Annotated in this window: 20 protein-coding genes; 15 read left to right on the plus strand and 5 right to left on the minus strand. The window is 44.1% G+C overall.

Going from position 1 to position 23,706, the window contains the following annotated elements; all coding sequences use genetic code 11:
- The first annotated feature begins 15 nt into the window (after nucleotides 1–15).
- The gene (locus DW205_RS04560) at nucleotides 16–528 is read left to right on the plus strand and encodes an FKBP-type peptidyl-prolyl cis-trans isomerase (RefSeq protein ID WP_005867264.1); all 513 of its coding nucleotides are present in this window, start codon (nucleotides 16–18) and stop codon (nucleotides 526–528) included.
- 222 nt (nucleotides 529–750) lie between these two features.
- Nucleotides 751–2,865 carry an outer membrane beta-barrel family protein gene (locus tag DW205_RS04565; protein ID WP_005867266.1) on the plus strand — a complete coding sequence of 705 codons (2,115 nt, stop codon included), beginning with the start codon at nucleotides 751–753 and terminating at the stop codon, nucleotides 2,863–2,865.
- Between the two features lie 5 nt (nucleotides 2,866–2,870).
- On the opposite strand, the gene DW205_RS04570 is transcribed toward DW205_RS04565, so the two are convergent.
- Together DW205_RS04570 and DW205_RS04575 are read right to left on the minus strand one after the other, a co-directional pair.
- Nucleotides 2,871–3,458, minus strand: a complete 588-nt coding sequence (locus DW205_RS04570) for a hypothetical protein (protein WP_048927535.1) — start codon at nucleotides 3,456–3,458, stop codon at nucleotides 2,871–2,873.
- 148 nt (nucleotides 3,459–3,606) lie between these two features.
- Nucleotides 3,607–6,285, minus strand: coding sequence for a calcium-translocating P-type ATPase, PMCA-type (locus tag DW205_RS04575; RefSeq protein ID WP_005867270.1), 2,679 nt, complete (start codon nucleotides 6,283–6,285; stop codon nucleotides 3,607–3,609).
- A 122-nt stretch (nucleotides 6,286–6,407) separates the two neighbouring features.
- On the opposite strand from DW205_RS04575, the gene DW205_RS04580 reads away from it, so the two are divergent.
- The 3 genes from DW205_RS04580 (at nucleotide 6,408) to DW205_RS04590 (ending at nucleotide 8,346) form a co-directional block, all read left to right on the plus strand.
- Nucleotides 6,408–6,743, plus strand: a complete 336-nt coding sequence (locus tag DW205_RS04580) for a DUF6565 domain-containing protein (RefSeq protein WP_005867274.1) — start codon at nucleotides 6,408–6,410, stop codon at nucleotides 6,741–6,743.
- A gap of 19 nt (nucleotides 6,744–6,762) precedes the next feature.
- Nucleotides 6,763–7,737: a S9 family peptidase gene (locus DW205_RS04585; protein WP_005867275.1), complete on the plus strand. Its 975-nt coding sequence runs from the start codon at nucleotides 6,763–6,765 to the stop codon at nucleotides 7,735–7,737.
- Between the two features lie 114 nt (nucleotides 7,738–7,851).
- The gene (locus tag DW205_RS04590; protein WP_005854264.1) at nucleotides 7,852–8,346 is read left to right on the plus strand and encodes a DUF4251 domain-containing protein; all 495 of its coding nucleotides are present in this window, start codon (nucleotides 7,852–7,854) and stop codon (nucleotides 8,344–8,346) included.
- Here the strand turns inward: DW205_RS04590 and DW205_RS04595 are convergent.
- The gene (locus DW205_RS04595) at nucleotides 8,332–9,258 is read right to left on the minus strand and encodes a TIGR01212 family radical SAM protein (protein ID WP_005867278.1); all 927 of its coding nucleotides are present in this window, start codon (nucleotides 9,256–9,258) and stop codon (nucleotides 8,332–8,334) included. The two genes, DW205_RS04590 and DW205_RS04595, sit on opposite strands and share 15 nt — an antisense overlap.
- Nucleotides 9,259–9,579: 321 nt before the next feature.
- Between DW205_RS04595 and DW205_RS04600 the strand changes: the two genes are divergently transcribed.
- The 5 genes from DW205_RS04600 (at nucleotide 9,580) to DW205_RS04620 (ending at nucleotide 16,248) form a co-directional block, all read left to right on the plus strand.
- Nucleotides 9,580–9,912: a lipoprotein gene (locus DW205_RS04600; protein ID WP_005867279.1), complete on the plus strand. Its 333-nt coding sequence runs from the start codon at nucleotides 9,580–9,582 to the stop codon at nucleotides 9,910–9,912.
- A gap of 12 nt (nucleotides 9,913–9,924) precedes the next feature.
- Nucleotides 9,925–11,667 carry a T9SS type A sorting domain-containing protein gene (locus DW205_RS04605; protein WP_008778701.1) on the plus strand — a complete coding sequence of 581 codons (1,743 nt, stop codon included), beginning with the start codon at nucleotides 9,925–9,927 and terminating at the stop codon, nucleotides 11,665–11,667.
- 375 nt (nucleotides 11,668–12,042) lie between these two features.
- Nucleotides 12,043–14,217 carry a S9 family peptidase gene (locus tag DW205_RS04610; protein WP_005864227.1) on the plus strand — a complete coding sequence of 725 codons (2,175 nt, stop codon included), beginning with the start codon at nucleotides 12,043–12,045 and terminating at the stop codon, nucleotides 14,215–14,217.
- A 3-nt stretch (nucleotides 14,218–14,220) separates the two neighbouring features.
- Entirely contained in the window at nucleotides 14,221–15,066 is an 846-nt protein-coding gene (gene lipA, locus DW205_RS04615) for a lipoyl synthase (protein ID WP_005864229.1), read from the plus strand.
- Between the two features lie 63 nt (nucleotides 15,067–15,129).
- Nucleotides 15,130–16,248 (plus strand): hypothetical protein, encoded by a 1,119-nt coding sequence (locus DW205_RS04620; protein WP_005864231.1) that lies wholly within the window; start codon nucleotides 15,130–15,132, stop codon nucleotides 16,246–16,248.
- A gap of 5 nt (nucleotides 16,249–16,253) precedes the next feature.
- On the opposite strand, the gene DW205_RS04625 is transcribed toward DW205_RS04620, so the two are convergent.
- Nucleotides 16,254–16,754 (minus strand): metallophosphoesterase, encoded by a 501-nt coding sequence (locus DW205_RS04625; RefSeq protein ID WP_005864233.1) that lies wholly within the window; start codon nucleotides 16,752–16,754, stop codon nucleotides 16,254–16,256.
- A gap of 58 nt (nucleotides 16,755–16,812) precedes the next feature.
- On the opposite strand from DW205_RS04625, the gene DW205_RS04630 reads away from it, so the two are divergent.
- From DW205_RS04630 to DW205_RS04640, 3 genes are all read left to right on the plus strand, one after another.
- The gene (locus tag DW205_RS04630; protein WP_005864235.1) at nucleotides 16,813–18,891 is read left to right on the plus strand and encodes an RNA degradosome polyphosphate kinase; all 2,079 of its coding nucleotides are present in this window, start codon (nucleotides 16,813–16,815) and stop codon (nucleotides 18,889–18,891) included.
- A gap of 5 nt (nucleotides 18,892–18,896) precedes the next feature.
- Nucleotides 18,897–19,580 (plus strand): hypothetical protein, encoded by a 684-nt coding sequence (locus tag DW205_RS04635; RefSeq protein WP_005864237.1) that lies wholly within the window; start codon nucleotides 18,897–18,899, stop codon nucleotides 19,578–19,580.
- Nucleotides 19,581–19,777: 197 nt separating this feature from the next.
- Complete coding sequence (locus tag DW205_RS04640; RefSeq protein WP_005864239.1) at nucleotides 19,778–20,782, plus strand: DUF4837 family protein; 1,005 nt, start codon at nucleotides 19,778–19,780, stop codon at nucleotides 20,780–20,782.
- 116 nt (nucleotides 20,783–20,898) lie between these two features.
- On the opposite strand, the gene DW205_RS04645 is transcribed toward DW205_RS04640, so the two are convergent.
- Nucleotides 20,899–22,296, minus strand: a complete 1,398-nt coding sequence (locus DW205_RS04645) for an rRNA cytosine-C5-methyltransferase (RefSeq protein WP_005864240.1) — start codon at nucleotides 22,294–22,296, stop codon at nucleotides 20,899–20,901.
- Nucleotides 22,297–22,349: 53 nt separating this feature from the next.
- Between DW205_RS04645 and DW205_RS04650 the strand changes: the two genes are divergently transcribed.
- Together DW205_RS04650 and DW205_RS04655 are read left to right on the plus strand one after the other, a co-directional pair.
- Nucleotides 22,350–23,054 carry an SAM-dependent methyltransferase gene (locus DW205_RS04650; protein WP_005864241.1) on the plus strand — a complete coding sequence of 235 codons (705 nt, stop codon included), beginning with the start codon at nucleotides 22,350–22,352 and terminating at the stop codon, nucleotides 23,052–23,054.
- A gap of 10 nt (nucleotides 23,055–23,064) precedes the next feature.
- Nucleotides 23,065–23,658: an acyltransferase gene (locus tag DW205_RS04655; RefSeq protein WP_005864242.1), complete on the plus strand. Its 594-nt coding sequence runs from the start codon at nucleotides 23,065–23,067 to the stop codon at nucleotides 23,656–23,658.
- Nucleotides 23,659–23,706 lie beyond the last annotated feature (48 nt).

Consider the following 23,706-nt stretch of genomic DNA (forward strand, 5'->3'; position numbering starts at 1 on the left):
TATATAGAAATCGGAATGAAAGCACTTTCAATGTATGTATGGTCACTTTTAGTGATCATGATGATGGGATTTACTTCTTGTGGGGATGATGAGCTTCAATTCTCGGAAGAGCAATTGGCTTATATCAACAAAAACAAGGAATACATCTGGGAAAAGAAAACAGAGAAAGATGAGAAGGGTGAATTAAGATATAAGCAAGTTGTTCTAGGGGGTGATACCGCCTTATACCGGATCATTCGGAAAGAGAATGAATGGACAACGACACCTTCCGCAATCTCAGTGGTTTATTTACTTGATCTGGAAGGGAAGTATATTGACGGGCAAGTCTTTCAAAAGAAACTGGATAGATCAAGTTTTTCTATGAACGGCATTATCCCGGGCTTAAGCGGTGTCTTATTGAATATCCATCTGGATGAGACCGTGGAGGCGATTATCCCGGCTTCGCTAGGTTATGGATATGGAGATTATAGCGGTATCCCCGGAGGTTCTACTTTAATCTTTACTTTTACCTTGGATAAGGTAGAATGAATATTATCAGACTAAAGGCACATTCGGTTTGATCTGATTTTTATCTTTATAAGATTTAGCACGGTTACTTAATTCCGCCAACGGGTTAATAGTATAAGCAGGTGTGGTGCAATTGCTTTATTTTTAGTGTATATACGATTTATTCGTAAATATTCGATAGCTTCGTTGCTTATCTCCTTTTTTCTTTTTAATTTGGCGGATTATAAACATAATCTTGATATTATGAAGACTGCCATTGTTCCTTTCTTGTTGCTTCTGAATATTCTTGTCGCTGTAAATGCACAGACTAAGGATTCTGTTATCTTGGTGAAAGATAGTATTACGGTAAAATTGCCGGATGTCTACGTTACTTCCGAGCGTCCTTTGGTTACGGTTACGGACGATGCCTTATCTTTCGACGTGCCTAACTTGATCAGGGCCAAACCGGTGAATACTGCATTTGATATTTTAGGAGAGATTCCCGGATTGGTGAAAGAAGGGGACAACGTTAGTATCATCGGCGTCCCTACTACGAACATTATTATTAACGGACGTAGAAGCTCAATGTCATTGTCCCAGATTGTAGAGCTTCTGAAATCTACCTCGGCCAGCAAAGTAAAGAGTATAGAGCTTTTGTATAGCTCTCCTCCAAAATATGGCGTAAAAGGAGGTAGTATAAATATCATTATGGAGAAGAAAGTGAATGAGGATTTAAGTGCCGATATCTCTTTGACCGGAAAGCAAGCTTTCTACTTCTCGCCAACCGGATTAGTGAATTTATCCTACTCCAAAAAGAAATATAGTCTGGATCTATCTTATTCCGCTAATTATAACCATTCCCGTTCAACCGAGGATATGAACGCCTATCCCATCGTGAAGGATCGTCCTTATGAGATCCTGCAAGAAAATATGGCGGTAGGTCGTTCCATGAACCATACGATTGGGGCAAGTGCCAGTTGGTTTATGGATAAGGGGCGTGAGGTGGATATTTCTTATTATGCCAAGATAACGGATTCTAATTCCAAACGATATTCGAACACTCTATTTGTGGGTATTGAGAATGCGGAAAGTAATAATAAGTTATCGGGCCCGAAGAATCTTCAAAATGTACGGTTGAATTATGCACATTCCAAGAACTTGAACGCAGGGGTGGATTATACCTATTATAAGGATCGCAGGGATCAATATATGATCTCGGATTATCCCGATACGAAACAAGAGGTGGAGGCTACCTCCCGGCAAAATATCCATTTGGCGAATGTATTCGTTAACTTCGAACGGGTATTTGGAAAAGGATGGAAAATTAACGCGGGCACGAATGTGCAGTTATCCTTTACGGATAATAGCTCCTTTACCTACCAAGATAAACAGGAGGATCTGTCAGCTACGTTTGCCCAAAAAGAAAAAGAGTATACGGCGGGATTGTATGCCGGTTTCTCTAAGCGTTTTGGCAAGAAACTGGTGTTGAGCGCTTCTCTTTCGGCGGAGTATAATAAGGCGGTGATTGATTCGGTGGGCCGGAAATGGACTTTATGGTCTGGGGTAAATCTCTATCCACAATTGAACTTGAGTTATACGATCGATCCATCGAATATGCTTCAAGTCAATTTCTCCAGCGATAAGAAGTATCCGGCGTATTGGGCCATGAGCTCGAATGTTTCTTATTTGAATGTGTATAGTCAGGTACGGGGAAATCCTTATTTGGAACCGGAACGTATTTATATGGCTAGGGCTAATTATATCTTGAAAAAGAAATATGTTTTTGGACTATTCGCCAATCATCAGGTGAATTATATTCGCCAATTGTATTATCAAGATACGAAAGCGTTGAGAGCCTATTACCAATCGGTTAATTTCGATAAGCATAATACTTTCGGGGCGATGGCAGTTATCCCGTTTCGGATCGGTGGGGCGGTTAGCTCACGGTTCGTGGCATCAGGCTTGTTGATTCAAGATGAGGGAATATTTATCGACATTCCGTTTGATCGGAAAAAGTTGTTCGGGCAGTTGATGTTGTTCAATACGTTTACTTTATCAAAGAAGAAGAACTTATCGCTGGAAGTGAATGCTCGCTATAGTGCGCCTTCGATACAAGGTATCTATGATGTGGATGGTATTTATAATGTATCGGCAGGGCTTGTCTGGAACCCGATACCGAAAAAATTAAGCGTAATGCTACGAGGTGAGGACTTATTAAAGGGCTTACGTGCGAAAACGCATATTGATTATCCCAGCCAGAAGAGTGATATGACGATCTATTCGGATACTCGTTCTGTATCGCTCACCTTAAAGTATACATTGGGCAAGATGAACCGGAAGAATAAGAAAGAGATCGATTCTTCACGGTTTGGCCAATAATGTTCTTATGGAATCCATTCGATAACGCCTGTGACTGGATGTTGTTTTTTCCAGTCCTCTAATTCCGCATATGTACGCACGCCGTCTTGAATGACTGCTTGGTAATATTCCACGCCCATGATTTTCACTGTATCCGGTGTCTCATATTTCAGTTTTAAGATGGCCTGCCGGGTCTCGTCAGTCAGTACGGCGGTTATACGTTCGGCCATTTTCTCGAAATAACCGTCATAACGGGAACCTTTTACGATATGGATCATATCAATTTGCCAGAGTTCGTTATCCGGATCTTGGAACCATGCGTGCCACTCTACGCATTGTTCTTCCGTATCGAGCGAGTTTCCGTATTCGATTCGTTTAATGAGCGGGTTCTCCGCTAGTCGGGCCATCGCTTGGAAGCTGTCGGATATACGGAAGGGAGAGGTGTAAATATGGAAGTCGATATCCTTATGTTTCATGAGTAGTCCCATATTTAAGGAGCCTACTAAGTTTATTTCCGCCCCGACAGATTTCCAGATATTTATAATGTCGGTTTGCCGGATCACTTCCCAAGCTCTTTCTTGGTTTCTTTTCGCTAATTCTAATAGATGTTCCATGATTTAAATAATTTGAGATGCGAAGTTAAAAAACGAAATGGAATAAGGAAATAGCTATTTATAGCTAGGTTGATATATCATATAGGTGTACTATTTTCAGTTGTAGAGACGGAGCGTGTCCTGTCTCTACAAGTTGTACAATATATATTTATCTTTTGAATAACCTGAATAACTCACCGATCCATAAAACCAGAGAGGAAGATCCGATAATGATCGCCCAATCTTTCAAGGACAAAGGTATTACGCTGAACATCTCGCCTCCAAAAGTGACGATCAAGTATTGACCAATCAAAATCAGTAAAGCGACCAGCAAGAAACTTTTACTATCCTTTAAATTGGCAAAAGCGGAACGTCCTTCCATAAATGCCTTTGCGTTAAACATATTCCAGAACTGTAGCATCACGAAGAAGCTGAAGAACCACGATAAATCATGCGGCGTTAAACCGTCTTGCGCATGGAAATAGAACAACAAGCCCATCAAGATTACGACAAAAGCGAATCCGACGCCGAAAATATTATAGGCCATCGGGCGGGTGATAATGAAATCTCCATCCTTACCGCTCCGGCGAGGTTTATCTTTCATCACTCGCTCATTCGGTGGGAGAGAGGCCAACGCCCCGGCAGCGAATGTATCCATGATCAAGTTTACCCATAACATCTGCGTGATAGTCAAAGGAGATTCCGTACCTAATAAAGAACCCAATAGCACGATCAAACAAGCGGCTACATTGATGGTCAATTGGAATAACAAGAATTTCTGGATATTCCGGTACAAGGAACGTCCCCACATCACCGCACGGGTAATGCTACTGAACGAGTTGTCGATAATCGTAATGTCGCTGGCTTCCTTGGCAACTGAAGTACCGTCACCCATGGAGAGGCCTACTTGTGCCGCTTTCAAGGCGGGGGCATCGTTTGTCCCGTCGCCGGTAACCGCTACCACGGCGCCTTTCTGCTGTAATAATTGTACCAAACGCTGTTTGTCCGTAGGACGGGCACGGCACATGATCTTCAAGTCTAAGACACGATCCAAGGCCTCTTGGTCGCTAAGCGTCTCGAATGCGGGACCCGTGATAATGTTCCGGTCGGTATCATTCGCTTTCCACGTACCGATCTGTCGTCCGATTTCTTTAGCCGTACCCGGTGTATCTCCGGTGACGATCTTCACGTCGATACCTGCGTCCAAGCAACTTTGAACAGCGGGGGGCACATCCGCACGTACCGGATCGGAGATAGCGACGATACCTAGGTACGTTAAATCCGTATCATGTAAACGACCCTCAACGAAGAAGGTCTCATCCATTCCATCCTCGATTATCTGGTAAGCGAAGCCAAGCGTACGCATCGCTTGGTTCTGGTAATCCAATAATTGTTTTTCGATGCCGGCTTTACATTCCGCCACCGGTTTGTAAGTTCCGTCTATCGCCACCCGGTTACTGTTGGCCAGTACGATTTCGGGAGCACCTTTCACGTAAAGTACCTTCTTGCCGAGTAACGGTGATTGTACGATTGTAGCCATATATTTCCGTTCCGTAGAGAAGGTCAATTGATCTAGGATCGTAGCGTTCTCTCTTAATTCCAGATAATTTTGGTGTTGTCCGTTCAACCAGAGTAAAAGGGCGGCCTCCGTCGGGTTTCCAAGGGTTTTTACCTTTTCTTCCGAGAAATCGAGGAATGCCGTGGAGTTCGTGGAGATACCTTCTTTGATCAGGTTACTTAACTCATCCTCCCCAAGCTTTTGGTCTTTCAGGTTGTAGAAATTCGTTTGGTAGACTTGCATTTGGTTCTGCGTCAACGTTCCGGTCTTGTCCGTACAAATTACGGTAGTCGCTCCCATGGTCTCACAGGCGTGCATTTTGCGGACAAGATTATTCGTCTTCAACATACGGTTCATGCTGAGGGCCAAACTTAACGTGACACTCATCGGTAATCCTTCCGGAACGGATACCACGATCAACGTAACCGCTACCATAAAGTAGTTGAGGATATGGGCGATGATGTCCATCGCCGGCATCCCGGGGAAACTATCTGATAAAAGGAATTTTACGGTCAAGGCGATGAACGTCACTCCGGCGATCGTGTATCCGGCTTTACTGATCACGCTAGCCAAGCCTTTCAACTGTATTTGTAAAGGAGTCTCTACATCGCTCTCGATTTGCGAGCCTTCGTAGACCTTACCGTATCCGGTAGCGTCACCCACCTTTTCTACTTGCATTACGCCATGTCCGTCCACGACCGTCGTTCCTCGCATGACTACATTGGACGGATAAGTCGCTTCCGTATCGAAATCCGCCTCGTTTGTTGTCTTGCTGATAATCGGTTCACCGGTTAGTGTGGATTCGTTGATCTGTAGGGAGATGGCTTCAAGCAAATGTCCATCTGCGGGAATTTCCTCACCTGTCTCCAAAACAACGATATCGCCTACGACGACCTCTTTTTTCGGTATTTGGCAGATATTCCCGTCACGGATTACCTTCACTAAAATATCATCATTGACTGTATTCAAGATATCGAATGCCTTGTTCGCTTTCACCTCGAAGAAAAAGCCCACGCAACTGGCAAGCATGATTGCGAAGAAAATGCCGATCGGCTCCAAGAAGGCCGTAAAACCTTTCGCCTCAGGTCCCCAGCAATGTACGCCAGCGATTATCATGGACAAGAGCCATGCCACTAATAATATACGAATAATAGGATCTTCGAATTTCTCCAAGAATTGGCTCCATAACGAAGCTTTCTTGGGCGGGGTAAGTACATTCTCGCCGTGAAGGCGCCTGCTCTCTTCTACTTCTTGTTTGGTTAATCCTCGGTACTGATGTTTTTTCTCCATAAATTTATTAATCTGATTAAGAAAATAGGATAGCAAATTACGTAAAGTTATACGACATATACAAGGGTTTAACCTTTTTGCATATATTTGTGTTGTATAACAAATTAATTTTTAATTAAAAGATGAAGAAAGTACTATTCATGTTATTGGTTATGTTCGCTTTGAGCGCCTGCCAATCAAAGGATTCATATGTGAAGGAGTTTAGTGATTTTGTAGATAAGGTGGAAATGGAGGCCGCTGATTATACCGATAAGGACTGGAAGAAGGCGGATCTGAAATTCTCGGATCTATCCACGGATATTTACGCCAAGTTCGAGGAAGAGTTAAACGCTGATGAGAAAGCGGAGATCATTAAATTGCAAGCGACATACGCCGGATTGAAAATGAAAGCGGGCGTGAAAGACGCTGCCAAAAAAGTGGATAAGTTCTTGGATGGTTTGAAGGAAGGAACAAAATAACCTCTAATACGAAAATAAGATGAACAGAAATTGGGTGTATTCGCTATTTGCTTTATGGATCGTCTGTTCGTTCGCCTGTATGCAGCCTAAACCTGTGGCGAATGTGGAAGTTCAAAAAGAGAATTTCGTATTCTCTATAAAAGGGACAGATACATTGTCCTTGGACAAGTATGAGTTGACTTCTATGTCGCCCGCCTCAAAAAAGCCTGTGATGATTTTTGCTTTTGGCGGTGGGTTTAAAGGGGGAGATAAGGCGGATAAAGGATATATTCCCTATTTCGAGTTCCTCGCCCGAAACGGATTTGTGGTCGTTTCTACGGATTATCGTACCACCTTGAAGAATCTGGATCCTTCTAAAGTCTCTTCTCCAATGGACTTTATCGCAGCCTTGCAGCATGCGATCGATACGGCGGTAGAGGATTTTTATGATGCTACCGGTTTCGTGATCAACCAAAGCTCGGATTGGAACATCGATGTGGAGCAGATCGTAGCGAGCGGTTCGAGTGCCGGGGCGATTACGGTATTGCAGGCAGAGTATGATTTATGTAACGGACATGAGTTGGCGAAAAGGCTACCGGCTGGTTTCAACTATGCCGGTGTGATCTCATATGCCGGTGCGGTCTCTGGTGTGCTTCCTCCACATTGGGAAAAGATGCCTTGTCCGATTATGCTATTCCATGGCGATGCGGATAAAACCGTTCCTTTTGAACAAGCCGCTATGGAGAACCTCGGCGGTTTATGGGGATCATCCGCTGTAGCGAAAAGTCTGGAAAATCTTCAAGCTTCCTATTATTTTTATAAGGTAGAGAATGCGGGGCATGAGATCTCTGGGCTCCCTATGTCCCGGAACCAATACGATATCATGAGCTTCTTGAGCCGTCAAGTCTTAGGCGATGAGAATTTAGCGATCACGACAGACGAACGTGTGCCCGGTGATACGATCGTACGGAAAGATTTTACCGTACAGGATTATATCTTGGATAATTTGCGTTAATATGATAATGAAATATAAACAGCCTTAATTTGACCTTTTTAGATTAAACTATTCACCCGAAGGATTGTCTTTACTATATAGAGTGATTAATAGTGTGTTTAGTTTATTAAGGTTATGAGATTAACAAGGTTAGTTGGATTTTTAGGGATTGTCCTTTTTTGTGCGGGGCAATCCCTTTTTGCTCAAAGTAAGCAAGAGCGGAAGGAGCAAAAAGAGAGAGTGGTGAGGGAGATCGTGGATAGCGGTCGTATTAAGATCGATGTGGATCGTGCCGTACCGATGGCCGGGAGATCCGTCAATCTTACTTCCCCCTACTCATTGGAAATACATGGTGACTCGATCCTGTCTTATCTTCCTTACTTTGGACGTGCTTACTCTGCTCCTTATGGTGGTGGAGAGGGCTTGACGTTTAAAGAAGTGGCGACAGAGAAGGAGCAAACCTCTGAAAAGAAAGGTAGTTCCGAAATCAAGTTCCGTGTAAAGACCAAAGAGGATGTATACATGTTTCGGGTGGAAGTCTATCCGAATGGCTCGGTGACAATCAATGTGACACCCGTGAATAAACAGGCTATTACCTTTTATGGTGATGTCGCCTTAGACTTGAAATAGTCGTCCTTGCCATGTATCTCTTTCCTCGATCCGCTTATTTACCTTAGCGGTAAATTCGAAATTCTTTAAACCCCAATCCGGTGCGATCAGTAGCTCTTTGGGGGATTGTGATACGAACCTCTCTACTACGATAGAGGGGTTCAGTCGTTCTATGAAGTCAATCACTAATTCGATATATTCATCAGCCGTATATAAATGGAAATCAGAAGGATCTTCCTTGAACTCTTTCGCCATGCGGGTATTCTTGATTAGCTGCAATTGGTGCAGTTTAAGTGTCGTGATCGGGAGGCGTGATAAGACATCCGCATGGTGTAATATTTCATCCCTACTTTCTCCCGGTAGTCCGAGTATCAGGTGTGCCCCGGTGTAAATACCTTTTGCCGCCGTACGACGGATAGCGGATTCCGATTCTTCGTGGGTATGCCCTCTGTTTATGCGGACTAAGGTCTTATCAAGCGTACTTTCCAATCCATATTCAATCATGACGAATTTTCGCTGGGAAAGCTCTGCGAAATAATCCAATAAACCTTCCGGCATACAGTCCGGACGAGTGCCGACAATCAATCCTTCCACTCCGGGATAGGCAAGCGCTTCCTCATATTTGCGAATAAGAGAGTCTAATCGGTCGTATGTATTCGTGTAGGCTTGGAAGTAGGCCAGATACCGCATATCCGGATATTTGCGGGAAAAAAAACGTACGCCTTCCTCTAATTGCTCGGTAACGCTTTTCTCCGTATGGCAGTATTCCGGACTGAATGTTTGGTTATTACAATAAGTACAGCCGCCCCATCCTTTCGCCCCGTCTCGGTTCGGGCAGGTGAAGCCGGCGTTGATGGAGATCTTCTGTACTTTATGGTCAAAACGTTCCTGAAGGAACTTGCCGTATTCGTAATATCGTTTCGTCTTTTCCATAGGGCAAAGGTAAGAGAAGTCTTTTGAAAAACACGTACGTGTTTTCCAAAAAAGTCGTACATGTTTTTCTGAAAACACGTACGTGTTTTGACGAGAGCATAATCCTGTTTTTTTTGATGTTTTTTTTGTTGGTGTTTTACTATTTTAGTATATTTGTCTTGTTGATAAATTTAATGAGATAGATATACTGTATTTGACTTTGTTCCTTGTTGATCTATTTTAATGTTGTTGATTTTATTATTTTACAAAGCTACTAAAAACGCTTTAGAGTCATTATCGGGATAATTTATATATGTTGTACCATTTTTAAAGTGAAAGCCTATGAAAATGAAATTTTTGTTTAAGTTAGTTGCTTTAATGACAATCATTAGTGTTGTCGGTTGCAGCGATGATGTTGGTGTCGGTCCTAAGGGGAAACTCTATTTCTCCGATTCTAAATCATGGAAGGATAGTGGTACTCTTATTTATGAGAATTTTGATCCTTCTTATATTGTTCCATATTCGTATCATGTAAATGCGGACTCTATTAGTTTGTTTCCTATTCACAGTAGTAATACGAATGATCTGAAAACGTATCCGTTTGAGAAAGATCTTAATAAACTTATATTGTCTTTAGAAGATACGGATAAACATGCGGTTTACAAACCACAATAAAATAATGATACCATGAAAAAGTGTTTTTTATTTGTCGCTATCGCTTGCGTTCTTTCAGTTTTATCACAAGCGCAAGTTTATAATTTCCCTGTAAGACCGGGTACGGAAACATGGAGCAATTTAGTCACAGAAGAAGATCGTTTTTCTGCTATGCAGATCCCGGAAGACCAGTTGGTGAGTATGAGTACTCAAGACTTGGTCATCACTTGTATGAACTATCCTGCTTGGCTTTATTTTACTGCATTCAATAACCCACAGGACGGGATAGATATCAATATCCATAATTTTAACGGATTACAAGAATTGATGAAGCGAGCAGATGCACCAGTAGAGTTGTTATCTGTTTACAAGCAAATGGATGCAGCTAGGATGGCTCCTAAAAGCAACGCTATCAATCAAACTTCTTGGTCTCTCAAAAGGTCTTATTTTGAATTGTTATTAGCTCAAGATGCGATTATCAACAAAATGAGTGAAACTGATCGTATGGACTTGTTGGGAGAAGCCCGTAAGAAATTGTACCAAAAAATGGAAGATCCTGTAGAATATTCTACGTCGGATTATCAATCTTCTTTGATTCTTATGAATAAGATCTTGGGGCATCCCACTGTAAAATCAAACCAAGCATTAAATAGTGATCCTATTGACCTGTTGATTGCGGGTGGATCGATACAACCTTTTGCTGATAATGCGGTATATAGCAATACTACTATTTATACCCCAAAAGGCACTGCGGTTTCTGCGCTACAATTAACAAGTGGTGAGCTAAGTAGTTCTAAAAAAAATGAATATAAAAATGAATGGTTGAGTTATTATAATAACCGAATCGTATTCAAAGGAGAAGCAACTTGCGCTTACAATTGCCATGCCTATGCTTGGTATTGTTCTGAAGGGCATAGTTATGTTTGGATCAATACTCCAGGGGATGATGCGTTTTGGAATGATGGTAGCTTCGTGCAAACCACCAATACGTCAGGTAAATACTGTAAAGTATCTTTCCCAAATGATGATCATTCAGCTGTAACATCTTCTCGAAGCGGATATTTGATATCTAAATGGGGAAAATCACCGCTTTTTGAGCATTCAATAAACGACTGTCCCTATAATTCCTCGGGATTAAGATATTATAGTTATCCGGATCCTACGTATAATACAGTACCACCTAAACCATCTGTTGAAACTTTCAGAAAAGATAATGATCAATCATTTACTGCTGCTGTCTCTTGTGATTCTCGTTACAACGTCGATCAATATGAATGGAAGAGTGATTATCCGAGTGATTGGTCTGTTGTTGCTCAAAACTCAAGTAAATCCAGTGTAAAAGTATATCGTTCGAGCACTCCTCGTTCTTGCTATCTTTCTGCTCGTGCTCACAATAGTTATGGTTGGGGTGAATGGCAAGTAATAGGATGGCTTTATGTGTCAGGAACTTATAGCCTTTCTGTTTTACGGAATCCGGTAAGCTCTACATTGCAAGTACAGATTGCGCCAAATGCGGAAATGCAGACTTTGCAGGATGGAGCGTTTGCTATGGGGGCTACGGAGCAGCGACCCATATTGAGCATGTCTTCGACATATAGTATAGGATTGTATAGTAGTACGGGAACTTGTGTTTATCAAAACACGGTGAAAGGCCAAGGTGAAAGTGTTGTTAACTTGAATATCGATGTTTCTTCTTTGTTGAACGGTATTTATATTTTGCATGTAAAGACTGCGGATGAAAATGCGCAGACATTGAATGTCGTTGTAAAACATTAAGATAGAACTTTGTGATTTATGATTGTTTAAAAACTAATGGTTCATAATAACTATTATTTCATCGTTAGAATGGCGATAATAGACCGGTAAGGGCTGTTGTCGCTATTTTTTCAAGGTGGAGTCATTCTTTGTCTTGCGGAAATTAATGAGTGCCATAACTTATATAACCGGAAAACGCAGTACTTACTTGGCCAAGTAAGTATATATCCTTTGCCACTTGCAGTATATATTCTATGGGCAAGTAAGTACTGCCGTATTTTTCGGGCTATAAAAATGGCTGTCCTACATGTTGTACTGAGGAAATAGAGAATCTCTGTTAGTGGTATTGTTTTTTATGCTAACTTCGCGTCTCAAACAGAAATAATAAGAGTATAAATGAAACGATTAGGTTTTAGTTTATTGCTTTCGTTGGCCGTATTCGGAAGTGTGGCCGCACAAACCGGAAGCAAGCATGTTGACTTAAAAGAAATAACCGATGGGAAATTTCGTCAAGTGACGGCTATCGGAGAGATGCGATCCTTGCCGGATGGAGAACACTACACAGCCATGAACGCCGATAAGAGTATGATCATTAAATATTCCTATCGTACGGGAAATCCTGTGGATACATTGTTTAATGCCCGTAAAGCTCGTGAATGTACCTTTACGGATTTTGATGGATATACAATCAGCAGTACCGGGCATCATATCTTGGTTTGGAGGGATACGGAGTCTATTTATCGTCGCTCTACTAAGGCGGTGGTTTATGATTATGACGTGCGTCGTAATTATGTGAAGCCTATTTCCGATGCCAAGGGTAAGCAAATGATCCCGACTTTCTCGCCGGATGGTCGTATGTGCGCTTATGTACGGGATAATAATATTTGGATACGTAAGTTTGATTTCGACACGGAGGTACAAGTCACCAAGGACGGTGAGTTGAATAAGATATTGAATGGCATCACGGATTGGGTGTATGAGGAAGAATTTGCGGTGACAAATCTAATGGCGTGGTCTCCGGATAGCGAGTATCTGGCCTTTGTCCGTTTTGACGAGTCCGAGGTGCCCGAATATTCTATGCAGATGTATGGTGAGGGACTTTATCCGGGGTATTACGAATATAAATATCCGAAGGCCGGGCAGAAGAATTCAAAGGTTTCCGTACATTCTTATAGCGTAGTCACCAAAGACACGAAGGAGATGAAGGTCCCGGTAGAAGGTGACTTCTATATTCCCCGCATTACTTTCACGCAGAATCCGGATCAGTTGGCTATCATGACATTGAACCGCCAGCAGAATGTATTCAATATGTATTATGCAAATCCGAAGAGCGGTGTGTTCCGTTTGATCTTGCGTGAGGAAAATAAATGCTACGTGGATTCTGATTGGTTGACTTCTATCCAGTTCTTGAACAATGGGTTTACCTATGTGAGTGAACAAGATGGCTATTCTCATATTTATTTGTATTCCCCGACAGGTGTTATGCAACGTCAGGTAACTCAAGGGAACTGGGATGTCACGAAGTTCTTGGGCGTGGATGAGAATACGAAGACTTTCTATTACGAGTCTGCCGAAGAAAGCCCGATCCGCCGTTCTATCTATAAGATCGACGCTAAAGGCGTGAAGACAAAACTCTCTACGGAAGAGGGTATGAATAAGGCGGTCTTTAGTGACAATTTCGCTTATTTCGTGAATACCTATTCCAATGCGAATACCCCGGCGAAGATTACGGTGAATGAGACGAAGACCAAAAAGGAACTACGTGTTCTGCAAGATAACGCCGCGTTGAAGAGTAAGCTGAAGGAATATGTTTTTGCTAAGAAGGAATTTATGAAGGTACATACGGCTTCGGATTATGAGTTCAACGCTTGGATCGTAAAACCCGCTGATTTTGACCCGTCAAAGAAATATCCGGTGATGATGACGCAATATAGTGGTCCTAACTCCCAGCAAGTATTGGATCAATACGGTTTCGATTGGGAGCAATATCTGGCCTCAAATGGTATTATCGTGGTATGTGTGGATGGTCGTGGAACCGGTGCCCGTGGTGAGGCATTCCGTAAATGTACTTATTTGAGAATGGGCGAGCTGGAATCCAGAGACCAAGTGGAGGCTGCGCAAGCGTTGGGCAAGTTACCTTATATCGATAAGGATCGTATTGCGATCTGGGGTTGGAGTTTCGGAGGTTATAACACGTTGATGGCCTTGAGTACCGGAAACGGAACGTTTAAGGTGGGTATCGCCGTGGCTCCTCCGACGGACTGGAAATATTACGACTCCGTTTATACGGAGCGTTTCATGCGTACCCCGCAAGAGAATTTCGAGGGCTATGCGGCTACCTCCCCGTTACGCCGGGTGAAAAACTTGCAAGGCAAGTTATTGCTGGTTCATGGAACCGCCGATGATAATGTTCATTTTATGCAAACAATGGAATATGCCGAGGCTTTGGTTCAAGCGGGTAAGCAGTTCGATATGCATGTTTATAAAGATCGGAATCATAGCATATACGGTGGTAATACCCGTTACCATTTGTATACGAAGATGGCTAATTATTTATTCAATAATTTGTAAGACATGGCGCAGCATTTAAGAAAGCCGGATTGGTTGAAGATCCGGCTTGGCGGAAATGAGCAATTCACGAAGACAAAAAGTATTGTTGAATCTCATTGCCTTCACACAATATGCACAAGTGGTAAATGCCCGAATATGGGTGAATGTTGGAGTCGGGGAACAGCTACATTCATGATCGGTGGTGAGATCTGTACTCGCTCTTGTCGTTTTTGTAATACGCTAACGGGTAAACCTCTTCCGTTGGACCCGAAAGAGCCTGCGAATGTAGCGGAGAGCATCCGTTTAATGAATCTCAAGCATGCGGTGATCACGTCCGTTGATCGTGATGACTTACCAGACTTAGGCGCTTCTCATTGGGTAAATACGATCCGTACGATCAAAGAGGTGAATCCTCAAACGACTGTGGAAGTCTTAATCCCGGATTTTCAAGGACGATTGGATCTGGTTGATCAGGTCGTGGATGCGGCGCCTGAGATTATCTCCCATAATATGGAGACTGTACGCCGTATCAGTCCGCAAGTGCGTAGCGCCGCAAAGTATGACGTGAGCTTATCCGTTTTACGACGAATCGCTGAGCGGGGTGTGGTAGCCAAGACTGGTATCATGGTCGGACTGGGCGAGACCGAGGATGAGGTGCTTGAATTAATGGATGATGTTTTGCTGGCGGGTGTTTCTGTTTTAACAATCGGGCAGTATTTACAGCCCTCTCGCAAGAATATTCCCGTCTCTGAATATGTGACTCCTGAATGCTTTGAATATTATAGACAACAAGCCGTTGGCAAAGGTTTTAAGAAAGTAGAGAGCGCTCCGCTGGTACGCTCGTCGTACCATGCGGAAAAGCATATATGATTCATGAACTTTTGACAATCTTTGTTGTTATTAATATAAAAGTGGACTAAAGGGGGGGAAGGAATGAACAGAGTAAAGAAAGGTCTAGATAATCAGGCGATAGGTTTATTGCCATTGTTGTTATTCATGTTTTTGGATAACTATTTTTCTTATTTATTATCTTTTATAATTGGGGTTACTTTCTGTTTTGTTTGTATTTTTTTGTTTCAGGTGTTGAGCAAGGATAAGGTATACCAATTTATGCTTCTGCCATCGGCGGGCACATTGGTCTTATATTCCGTATTTCTTTGTCTCAAGCTTGAACCTGTGTTGTTTATATACTCTCCTCTTATCACGGAAGTATTACTGGTCGTGGCGTTAGCGATCGTGGGGTTCACGAGGAGAACGGTCATACAACGTATACGCGATTCGAAACGTCCCTCTTTTAAACGTACTTTGCTTCGTACTACCTTGAACGAATTTTATTTCCTCGCTCAGTTGGTACAGAACCTGTACACGTTGCATCTTTTCATCATCTTGTTATATAGTATCTTGCCGGAAACGATGCAGAATATGCGTACCGAACGTTTTTTATACCGGGAGTTGGGATTGGTAATCGGTGTTTTGGTCATTGTTTATGAGCAAATACGTTTGTCCTTGATGCAAGGTAGCTTGAAAAAGGAAATGTGGCTTCCCGTATTGAATGACAATGGGAAGGTGATCGGTTGTATCGCACGTTCGGTCAGCCGCTCTTTACCGAAGAAATACTATCATCCGATCGTGCGTATCGCCGTTGTTTATAATGGTATGTTATATCTGGTGAGACGAAGTAAGGATGAGTTTGTCTCTCCGGATACGATGGATTATCCGTTCCATAATTACGTGCTCTTCCGACATAGTATAGATAGCACGGTCAAAGAGACTCTCGGAAGTTTGGCGCAAGATAAATCAATTGCTCCACGCTTCCTGATCCGTTATACATTTGAGAACGAGAAGGTGAAACATTTGGTATCTCTCTATGTTATTTGTTTACGTACGGAAGAGCAATTAAATCAATGTAAGCGCCGTAGCGGAAAGCTTTGGACAGCGAAACAAATCGAGGAGAACTTGAGCTCCGGGGTGTTTAGCGAATATTTTGAGAAAGAGTTCGCTTATTTGCAAAATACGATTCTTTTCGCCGAGAGTTTCTGTTGCGGTAACTAATCATCTTATAATGCCCGATTCCCTAGCTCTATAACTTCCAAATCTTTGATATCCTTTCCCGCAATAACGAAACGTAATAAGGTACGTACTTGATGAAAGCCACTTTTTCCAGCCGCTCCCGGATTCATATGCAGACACTTCAAGCTTCGATCGAATACTACTTTCAGGATATGCGAATGTCCGGAGATGAATAGATTTGGCCGTGTATCGTATAATTCTTTGCGGATCTCGGGATTGTAGCGGCCCGGATAACCTCCGATATGAGTCATCATAACGTTCACGTCTTCTACCTTGAAATGAGCTACTTTAGGATATTGCAGGCGAATGGCTTGTCCGTCTATATTTCCGTATACGGCCCTGAAAGGTTTCAATGCCTCGAATTTCGCGGCCAAAAGATCGGAGCCTATATCGCCCGCATGCCAGATTTCATCGCAATCTTTAAAATATTCGGCGTACTTATCATCCCAGTACGCATGGGTGTCTGAAAGCAATCCAACTTTAATCATAACAATTTCTTTTATTGCTCGAAAGTATCTATATTTACACGCCTAAGATAAGAATATTATGGAGAATTCATATCAATATTTTAAACGGGACTTAAGCTGGTTGTCGTTTAACTACCGTGTCTTGCTGGAAGCGGAAGATGATACGCTGCCTATTTATGAGCGTATTAAGTTCCTTTCTATCTATTCCTCGAATCTGGAAGAATTTTATGAGATCCGGGTTGCGGAACACCGGGGGGTAATCATGAAAAAGAATTATTCGGAGGAGAGCGCAGCTGAGGCGGAAGAGACCTTGGCGGCTATCACCCGGGAGGTTAACCGCCAGCAACGGGACTATTACCGTATTTTCTCGGAGAAGATATTGCCGGAATTGAATCGCCAGAATGTTTACTTATACCAGAATGAGAAGCCGGAACCTTTCCATGAAGAGTTTGTCCATAATTTCTTTAATGAGGAGGTTTTCCCATTCCTGTCGCCGGTCATGATTCAAGCCGGTGATATACGTACGTTCATCCGGGATCGTCGGCTTTACCTTGTGATCCGTATGATTAAGCGGAGCAAGCGGATGAATGAGCCGGGCTTCGTACCCGAGTATCATTATGCGTTGATGAAGATTCCTTATGCGAAAGTTCCCCGTTTTATCGAGTTGCCTCAGCATGACGGGAAATATTATATCATGTTTATCGACGACATTATCCGTGCGAATTTACAGAATGTTTTTCCCGGTTATATTATTGATGGCTGTTACAGCATCAAGATTTCCCGGGATGCGGATATTTATTTGGATGATGAGAGCCGGGCGAATATCGTGGAGAATATCCGTAAGAAGGTGAAGAAGCGCAAGATCGGAGCCTTGAGCCGTTTTATGTATGATCAAGCGATGCCGGGTGATTTTCTGGCTTTTGTTTGCGATGCCTTTGGTATTACGTCGGAGGACTTGGTGTTAGGTGGACGATATAATAATTTGCAGGACTTGATGAAATTGCCGAATCCGGCAGGAAAGCATTTGGAGCAGCAGCCACCGGTGCCTATGCGTGTGCCTTTCCTTGATGAGATGGGGTCGGTATTCAAGGCCGTGAAGAAGCGGGATATCTTATTGCATTTCCCTTATGAGTCGTTTGATTATTTGATCCGCTTTTTGATGGAGGCGGCCTTTGATCCGAAGGTGGATGAGATCAAGATTACCCAGTATCGAGTGGCAGAGAATTCGGCCGTGATTAATACGCTGGTCAGCGCTGCCCAGAATGGTAAGAAAGTGACGGTATTTGTGGAATTGAAAGCCCGTTTCGACGAGGAGAATAATATGAGTACGGCAGAGCGTATGGAGCAGGCCGGTATTCGTATCATTTATAGTATTCCGGGCTTGAAAGTACATGCGAAGGTTGCGGTCATTCTTCGGAAGGATACGTCCGAGGGACTTAAACGGCGTGATTTCGCCTATTTGAGTACTGGTAATTTCAATGAGAAGACGGCCAAGATCTATTCGGATATGGCGTTATTGACTTCGAATACGGAGATTATTACGGATATCAATAAAGTATTCGCTGTTTTGGAAGGGCGTATGAAAGAACCTACTTTCCGCCATTTGTTGGTGGCCCGTTTCAATATGGTCTCGGAATTGACTGGTAGGATTCGGCGGGAGATCGAGCATGTGCGGGAAGGCCGAAAAGGACGGATCATATTAAAGATGAACGGACTGCATGACCAACATATGATCGAGGAACTCTATCATGCGAGTGAGGCGGGGGTAGAGATCGATCTGATTGTCCGGGGGATTTGTTGCCTGGTACCGAACCAACCTTATAGCGCTAACATCCGGGTTACTCGTATCGTGGATATGTTTTTGGAGCATTCCCGGGTTTGGTATTTTCTGAATGATGGTCAGGAGGATCTTTTCCTTACCTCGGCTGATTGGATGCGTCGGAATTTGAACCGACGGATCGAGACGGCTTTCCCGATCCTTGATCCGGATCTGAAGAGGGAGATAATCGATATCTTGAATATCCAGCTAAGTGACAACGTGAAAGCTTGTTATTTGGATGGCGAGTTACGTAATAATTTTAAGTGTGATGATAATCCGGTAAAAGTGCGTTCGCAATTGGCTATCTATGATTATCTGAGAAATAAATCCATACGGTAACCGGGATGGGGGAGTTTTGGGGATTTGTTGATTGGGGGGCTGGTTGCTTAGCCTTGATCGTGGCGGTGGTATTTAGCTTTTTGTTGGGAGTACGTACGGGACGTATCCGGGAGAGAAATGAATCTGTCCGTTCTCGCATTCGGCAGAATAAAGCGAATATGTATCGCTATAAACAACAATTAGCCTCCTATCAAGAGCAAGTCGTACGCTTGGAGCGGGAACGGGATTCTCTGGTCATCCGCTCGGAGGCTTATGACCGGATCGAGACGGAGCTGACGGCCTATCGCCAGAAGATGGAGCAGTTGGAGAGAGAGATCCTTGTTCTTTCCGGCGATAATAACTTATTGGACAATGCTACCGGAAAAGTAGATGTGGATGTACCTAAGCTTTTATGTGCCCTTAAAGATGATCCTCTCCATGTGAATCCAAGTAAAGAGGAATGGGCTGAGATTATTGGTATGACCGATCTTCTGTTTAATAACTTCTTAACCGATCTGAGAAATAAATACAGTATTACCCGCCATGAGCAGGAAATATGTTGCTTGATCAAATGGAATTTCTCCCGAAAGGAGCAACTAGCCGTGTTTAATAATACTCCGGATGCGTTAACCAAATCGAAAGGCCGTTTAAAAAAACGTCTAGGCTTGGATGAAAAGACGGATTTGGATGCCTATGTCCGTTTATTATAAAGCTTAAAGTTATTTTGTTTGTCGTGATTGTCCGGCAATATTATCCGTTTATCTCCCATTGCGTGGTTTATATGTTTGATTATTAGTTGTTTGATGTTCGCTTGTTTTGTCCGGTACCATTTCTTTCCTCTTTACGATCCTTCCTGTACTTTTGCGGTGTGTGATTTAATTTTTAAGAACGAATAATCAGGAATGCTATGAGAACACAAACTGTACTACTATGGATCTGCCTTAGCCTAGTGGTGGGGCTTTCCGCTTGTGATTGGACTTCGTCCTCTCCGGTGGCCTCGCTACGGCGGGCTACCGGATGGCCTTTCGAGGTGGTGGTTGTAATGGATCGAGACGCATGGAATGGTGAGGTGGGGGAGTTGCTGCAAGAACAATTGCGAGCGCCGATTCCTGCTTTGCCTCAAGCGGAAGCATCTATGCGTGTCACCTATTCGGAGCCATCGGGCTTTTCCGGTTTATTACGATACGTACGAAATATCTTGATCGTATCCGTAGATCCTAACCGGTATACGAAAGCTGGAACAAGAGAGAGTCCCGATGAATGGGCCAGCGGTCAGAATGTTGTGACTCTGTATGCTCCGACTACCGCTGCTTTAACCGAGTTCCTTTTATTAAATGAAGGACGGTTGGTCAACCATTTCAATCGAGTGGAAAGGGAACGTTGGATAGTTGGACTTTCTAAGAGCCATAGCAGTTGGATCAATGAGAAGTTGAAGTCCCGTTTCGGTATTTCGCTGTTCGTGCCGGAAGATATGTCGGCCTATAAGGAAGAGACCGATTTCTTTTGGGGCTCGAATAACGCAAATCGGGGACGGACTGATATCTTGGTATATAGTTTTCCCTATACGGCTCAAGAGGCATTTACCGAAGATTATCTGGTCGCTATGCGTGATTCTGTTGTGAGGCGGAACGTACCGGGCTCTTTCCCGAATTCTTATATGAAGACTGAGAAGCGCTTCGAGCTTTCTTACGAGCCGATCACCTACCGTGGCGAATACCGCGGCGTATTGCGTGGTCTTTGGCGTATGGAAGGAGATAAGATGGGCGGCCCGTTCGTCAGCCATGCCCTGCTCGACAAGAAAAAAGGGCGGGTTATCGTAGCGGAAAGCTTTGTCTATGCCCCGGAATCAAAAAAGGCGAACTTGATCCGCCGGATGGAGGCCGCCTTGTTTACGTTGCGATTCGTGGATTAGGATTGATTCTCTCACGTATATAGGCGTAACCTCATGCGTATATACGCATCGGCCTACACGTACGTAAGTGTGGTCTTATACGTATATACGTGTGGCTTTATGCCTATATAGTGGTCTTATCGTCCTAAAAATAGTTTGATTTCCTCCGGAATATATCCCGTCCGTATACGCCACTCTTGCGGATACAGGTTATTGGCCCGGTTGCCAAGGTTCTTTACAAAACCTAGCGGAAGTCTTTGGTAGCGTACCAACACATATCCTTTATCTATGCCGGAGGGTAAGACGAGCGCCTCTTTCTTTAAGAATTTAATAGCGTCTTCCCATTCCAGTTCCACGGATGGAAATGCGTTGGGAGTTAAGGCAGTACTTAAAGCCAGCTCTTGAGACGGGATAAAGTCTTTCCCTTTCGCTTCTCCTAGGCAAATACCGGCGGAAAGTACCCGTAAAGGCTTGGCATTGATGAGTGAAAATAGATCCGAATGGGCTTTGGGATACGCTCGAAGGAAACTGCCGTTCCATTCGAGAGAAAACGAAGTTTCATCCGAAAGGAACAGACGGGCCTCCTGTGGGATGGACGGAGCGGCTTTTCCTCGCTCTTTTTTCCCTTTGGACTTGACACGAATCTCCTCGATCTCGCCTTCCGCTTTCCGGAGGGCGGCGAGGAAAAAGCCTTCACCCCGTGTCTTATGCGGGAAGAAGCGGTAAACCGGATGTTCAAACCGGAGGGCGCCGGTGATCTGCCATTCCTCTTGGGTAGGGATAGGCAATGCCTCGGCTCCCAGCTCCTCTATTATATAATGTATGTTCTCCTCATCCTCTTCCGTATTATAGGTACATGTACTGTAGATCAAGATACCTCCGGGTTTCAAGGCGTTCCAGATATCATGGATGATGCGCCGCCCACGGGAGGCGCAAAGCCGTACGTTATCTACGCTCCATTCGCCTGTGCTATCCGTATCTTTCCGGAACATGCCCTCACCGGAACAAGGTACGTCGGTGACGATCACGTCGAACAGATGAGGCAATGCCTCGCCGATCTCCTCCGGGTCATTATTGATAACGATCGTGTCCGGGCGGCCCCATTTAGCGATATTCTCGGCCAATACATAACTCCGGCTGCGGATCACCTCATTGCTCACTAACAGGCTTCCATCCGGCAATAAGCTCGCCAGATGCGTGGACTTGCCACCCGGGGCGGCGCATAAATCCAAGCAACGTACCGGCTCTTTCACGTATGCCTTGATCGCTTGTTCCAGAAACATGGAAGACGCTTCCTGCACGTAATAGGCCCCCGCATGGAATAGAGGATCGAAGGTGAAAGACAACCGTTCCGGCAAATAAAAACCGCTTTCGCACCAAGCAACCGGAGCACCTGCTTTGGGAGCGGGAGTCCCTTTCATCGAGTTGATACGGATACTTACGGGAACATCAGCGTTTAACGCTGCCTCTAAACGATCGAACTCCTCGCCAAGTAAAGCCCGTGTACGGGTAATAAAATCAATAGGAAGTGCCATGATTATTCTGTTAGTTTGCGGCAAAAGTACTACTTTCGCGGAAAACAAACAGTATGCGAGCATCTCTTTTCCTTATACCAGTTACCTTGGGCGATACGGAACATCGCCGTGTTTTACCAGAGTACAACCGTGACGTGATCTTATCTATCCGGCATTTTATCGTGGAAAACGTGCGTACGGCACGCCGTTTCTTGAAAAAGGTGGAGCCGGGGATCGTGATCGATGACTTGACATTTTATGAGCTGAATAAACATACCTCACCGGAACAAGTAGCTGGTTTTCTGGCTCCTTTGGCGAAAGGCGAGAGCGTAGGCGTGATCTCGGAGGCGGGTTGTCCGGCGATCGCAGATCCGGGTGCTGACGTAGTGGCTATCGCCCAACGGAAGGATTATCCGGTGGTACCGTTGGTAGGGCCTTCGTCTATCTTGATGTCGGTGATGGGATCGGGCTTTAACGGACAGAGTTTCGCTTTTCACGGTTATCTGCCGATTGATGCTTCCGAGCGAACGAACACGATCAAGAAATTGGAGGGAAGAATTTATTCCGAGCATCAGACGCAATTGTTTATCGAGACTCCTTACCGGAATAATAAACTGGCCGAGGAGTTGATCCGTACGTGCCGTCCGTCTACGAAACTGTGTATCGCCTCGAATATAACCTGTGAGGATGAGTATATCCATACTCGCCCGGTCAAGGAATGGGCGGGTAAAGTTCCCGATCTGAGCAAGAAGCCTACTATTTTCCTAATCTATAAATAAGAGGATTGATATGAGTTATCAAGCGCACGAGACAGCGGTAATCGATGCCGGTTGTGAGATCGGGGAAGGAACCCATATCTGGCATTTTTCCCATATCATGACGGGATGCGTGATTGGCAGGGCGTGTAATATCGGCCAGAATGTAGTCGTATCGCCGGGCGTGGTCTTAGGGAATAACGTGAAGGTACAGAACAATGTGTCTATTTATACGGGGGTGATTTGCGAGGATGATGTGTTCTTGGGGCCTAGTTGCGTGTTTACAAATGTAACCAATCCGCGTAGCGCTATCTCTCGGAAAGACCAGTATAAGGAGACGGTGATTGGCAAGGGAGCCTCGATTGGAGCTAATGCTACGATTATCTGTGGGCATACGGTCGGGCGGTATGCCATGATCGGTGCCGGGGCGGTGGTAACGAAGGATGTTCCGGCTTATGCGCTGGTCGTAGGAAATCCATCGCGGCAGATCGGTTGGGTAAGCGAGTACGGCCATCGCCTTGTATTTGACTCCGAAGGATTCGCTACTTGTCCGGAAAGCGGCCAACGTTACAGCCTACACAATCACCAAGTTGTAGAGACGGGGCGTGCCCCGTCTCCCACAGACTGATAGTATCTTAAATTACTATTTTGCAGGGATGAGACGGGACACGCCCCG

Origin of the sequence: Parabacteroides sp. AM17-47, from assembly GCF_003434625.1 — a bacterium.
Classification (GTDB): domain Bacteria; phylum Bacteroidota; class Bacteroidia; order Bacteroidales; family Tannerellaceae; genus Parabacteroides; species Parabacteroides distasonis.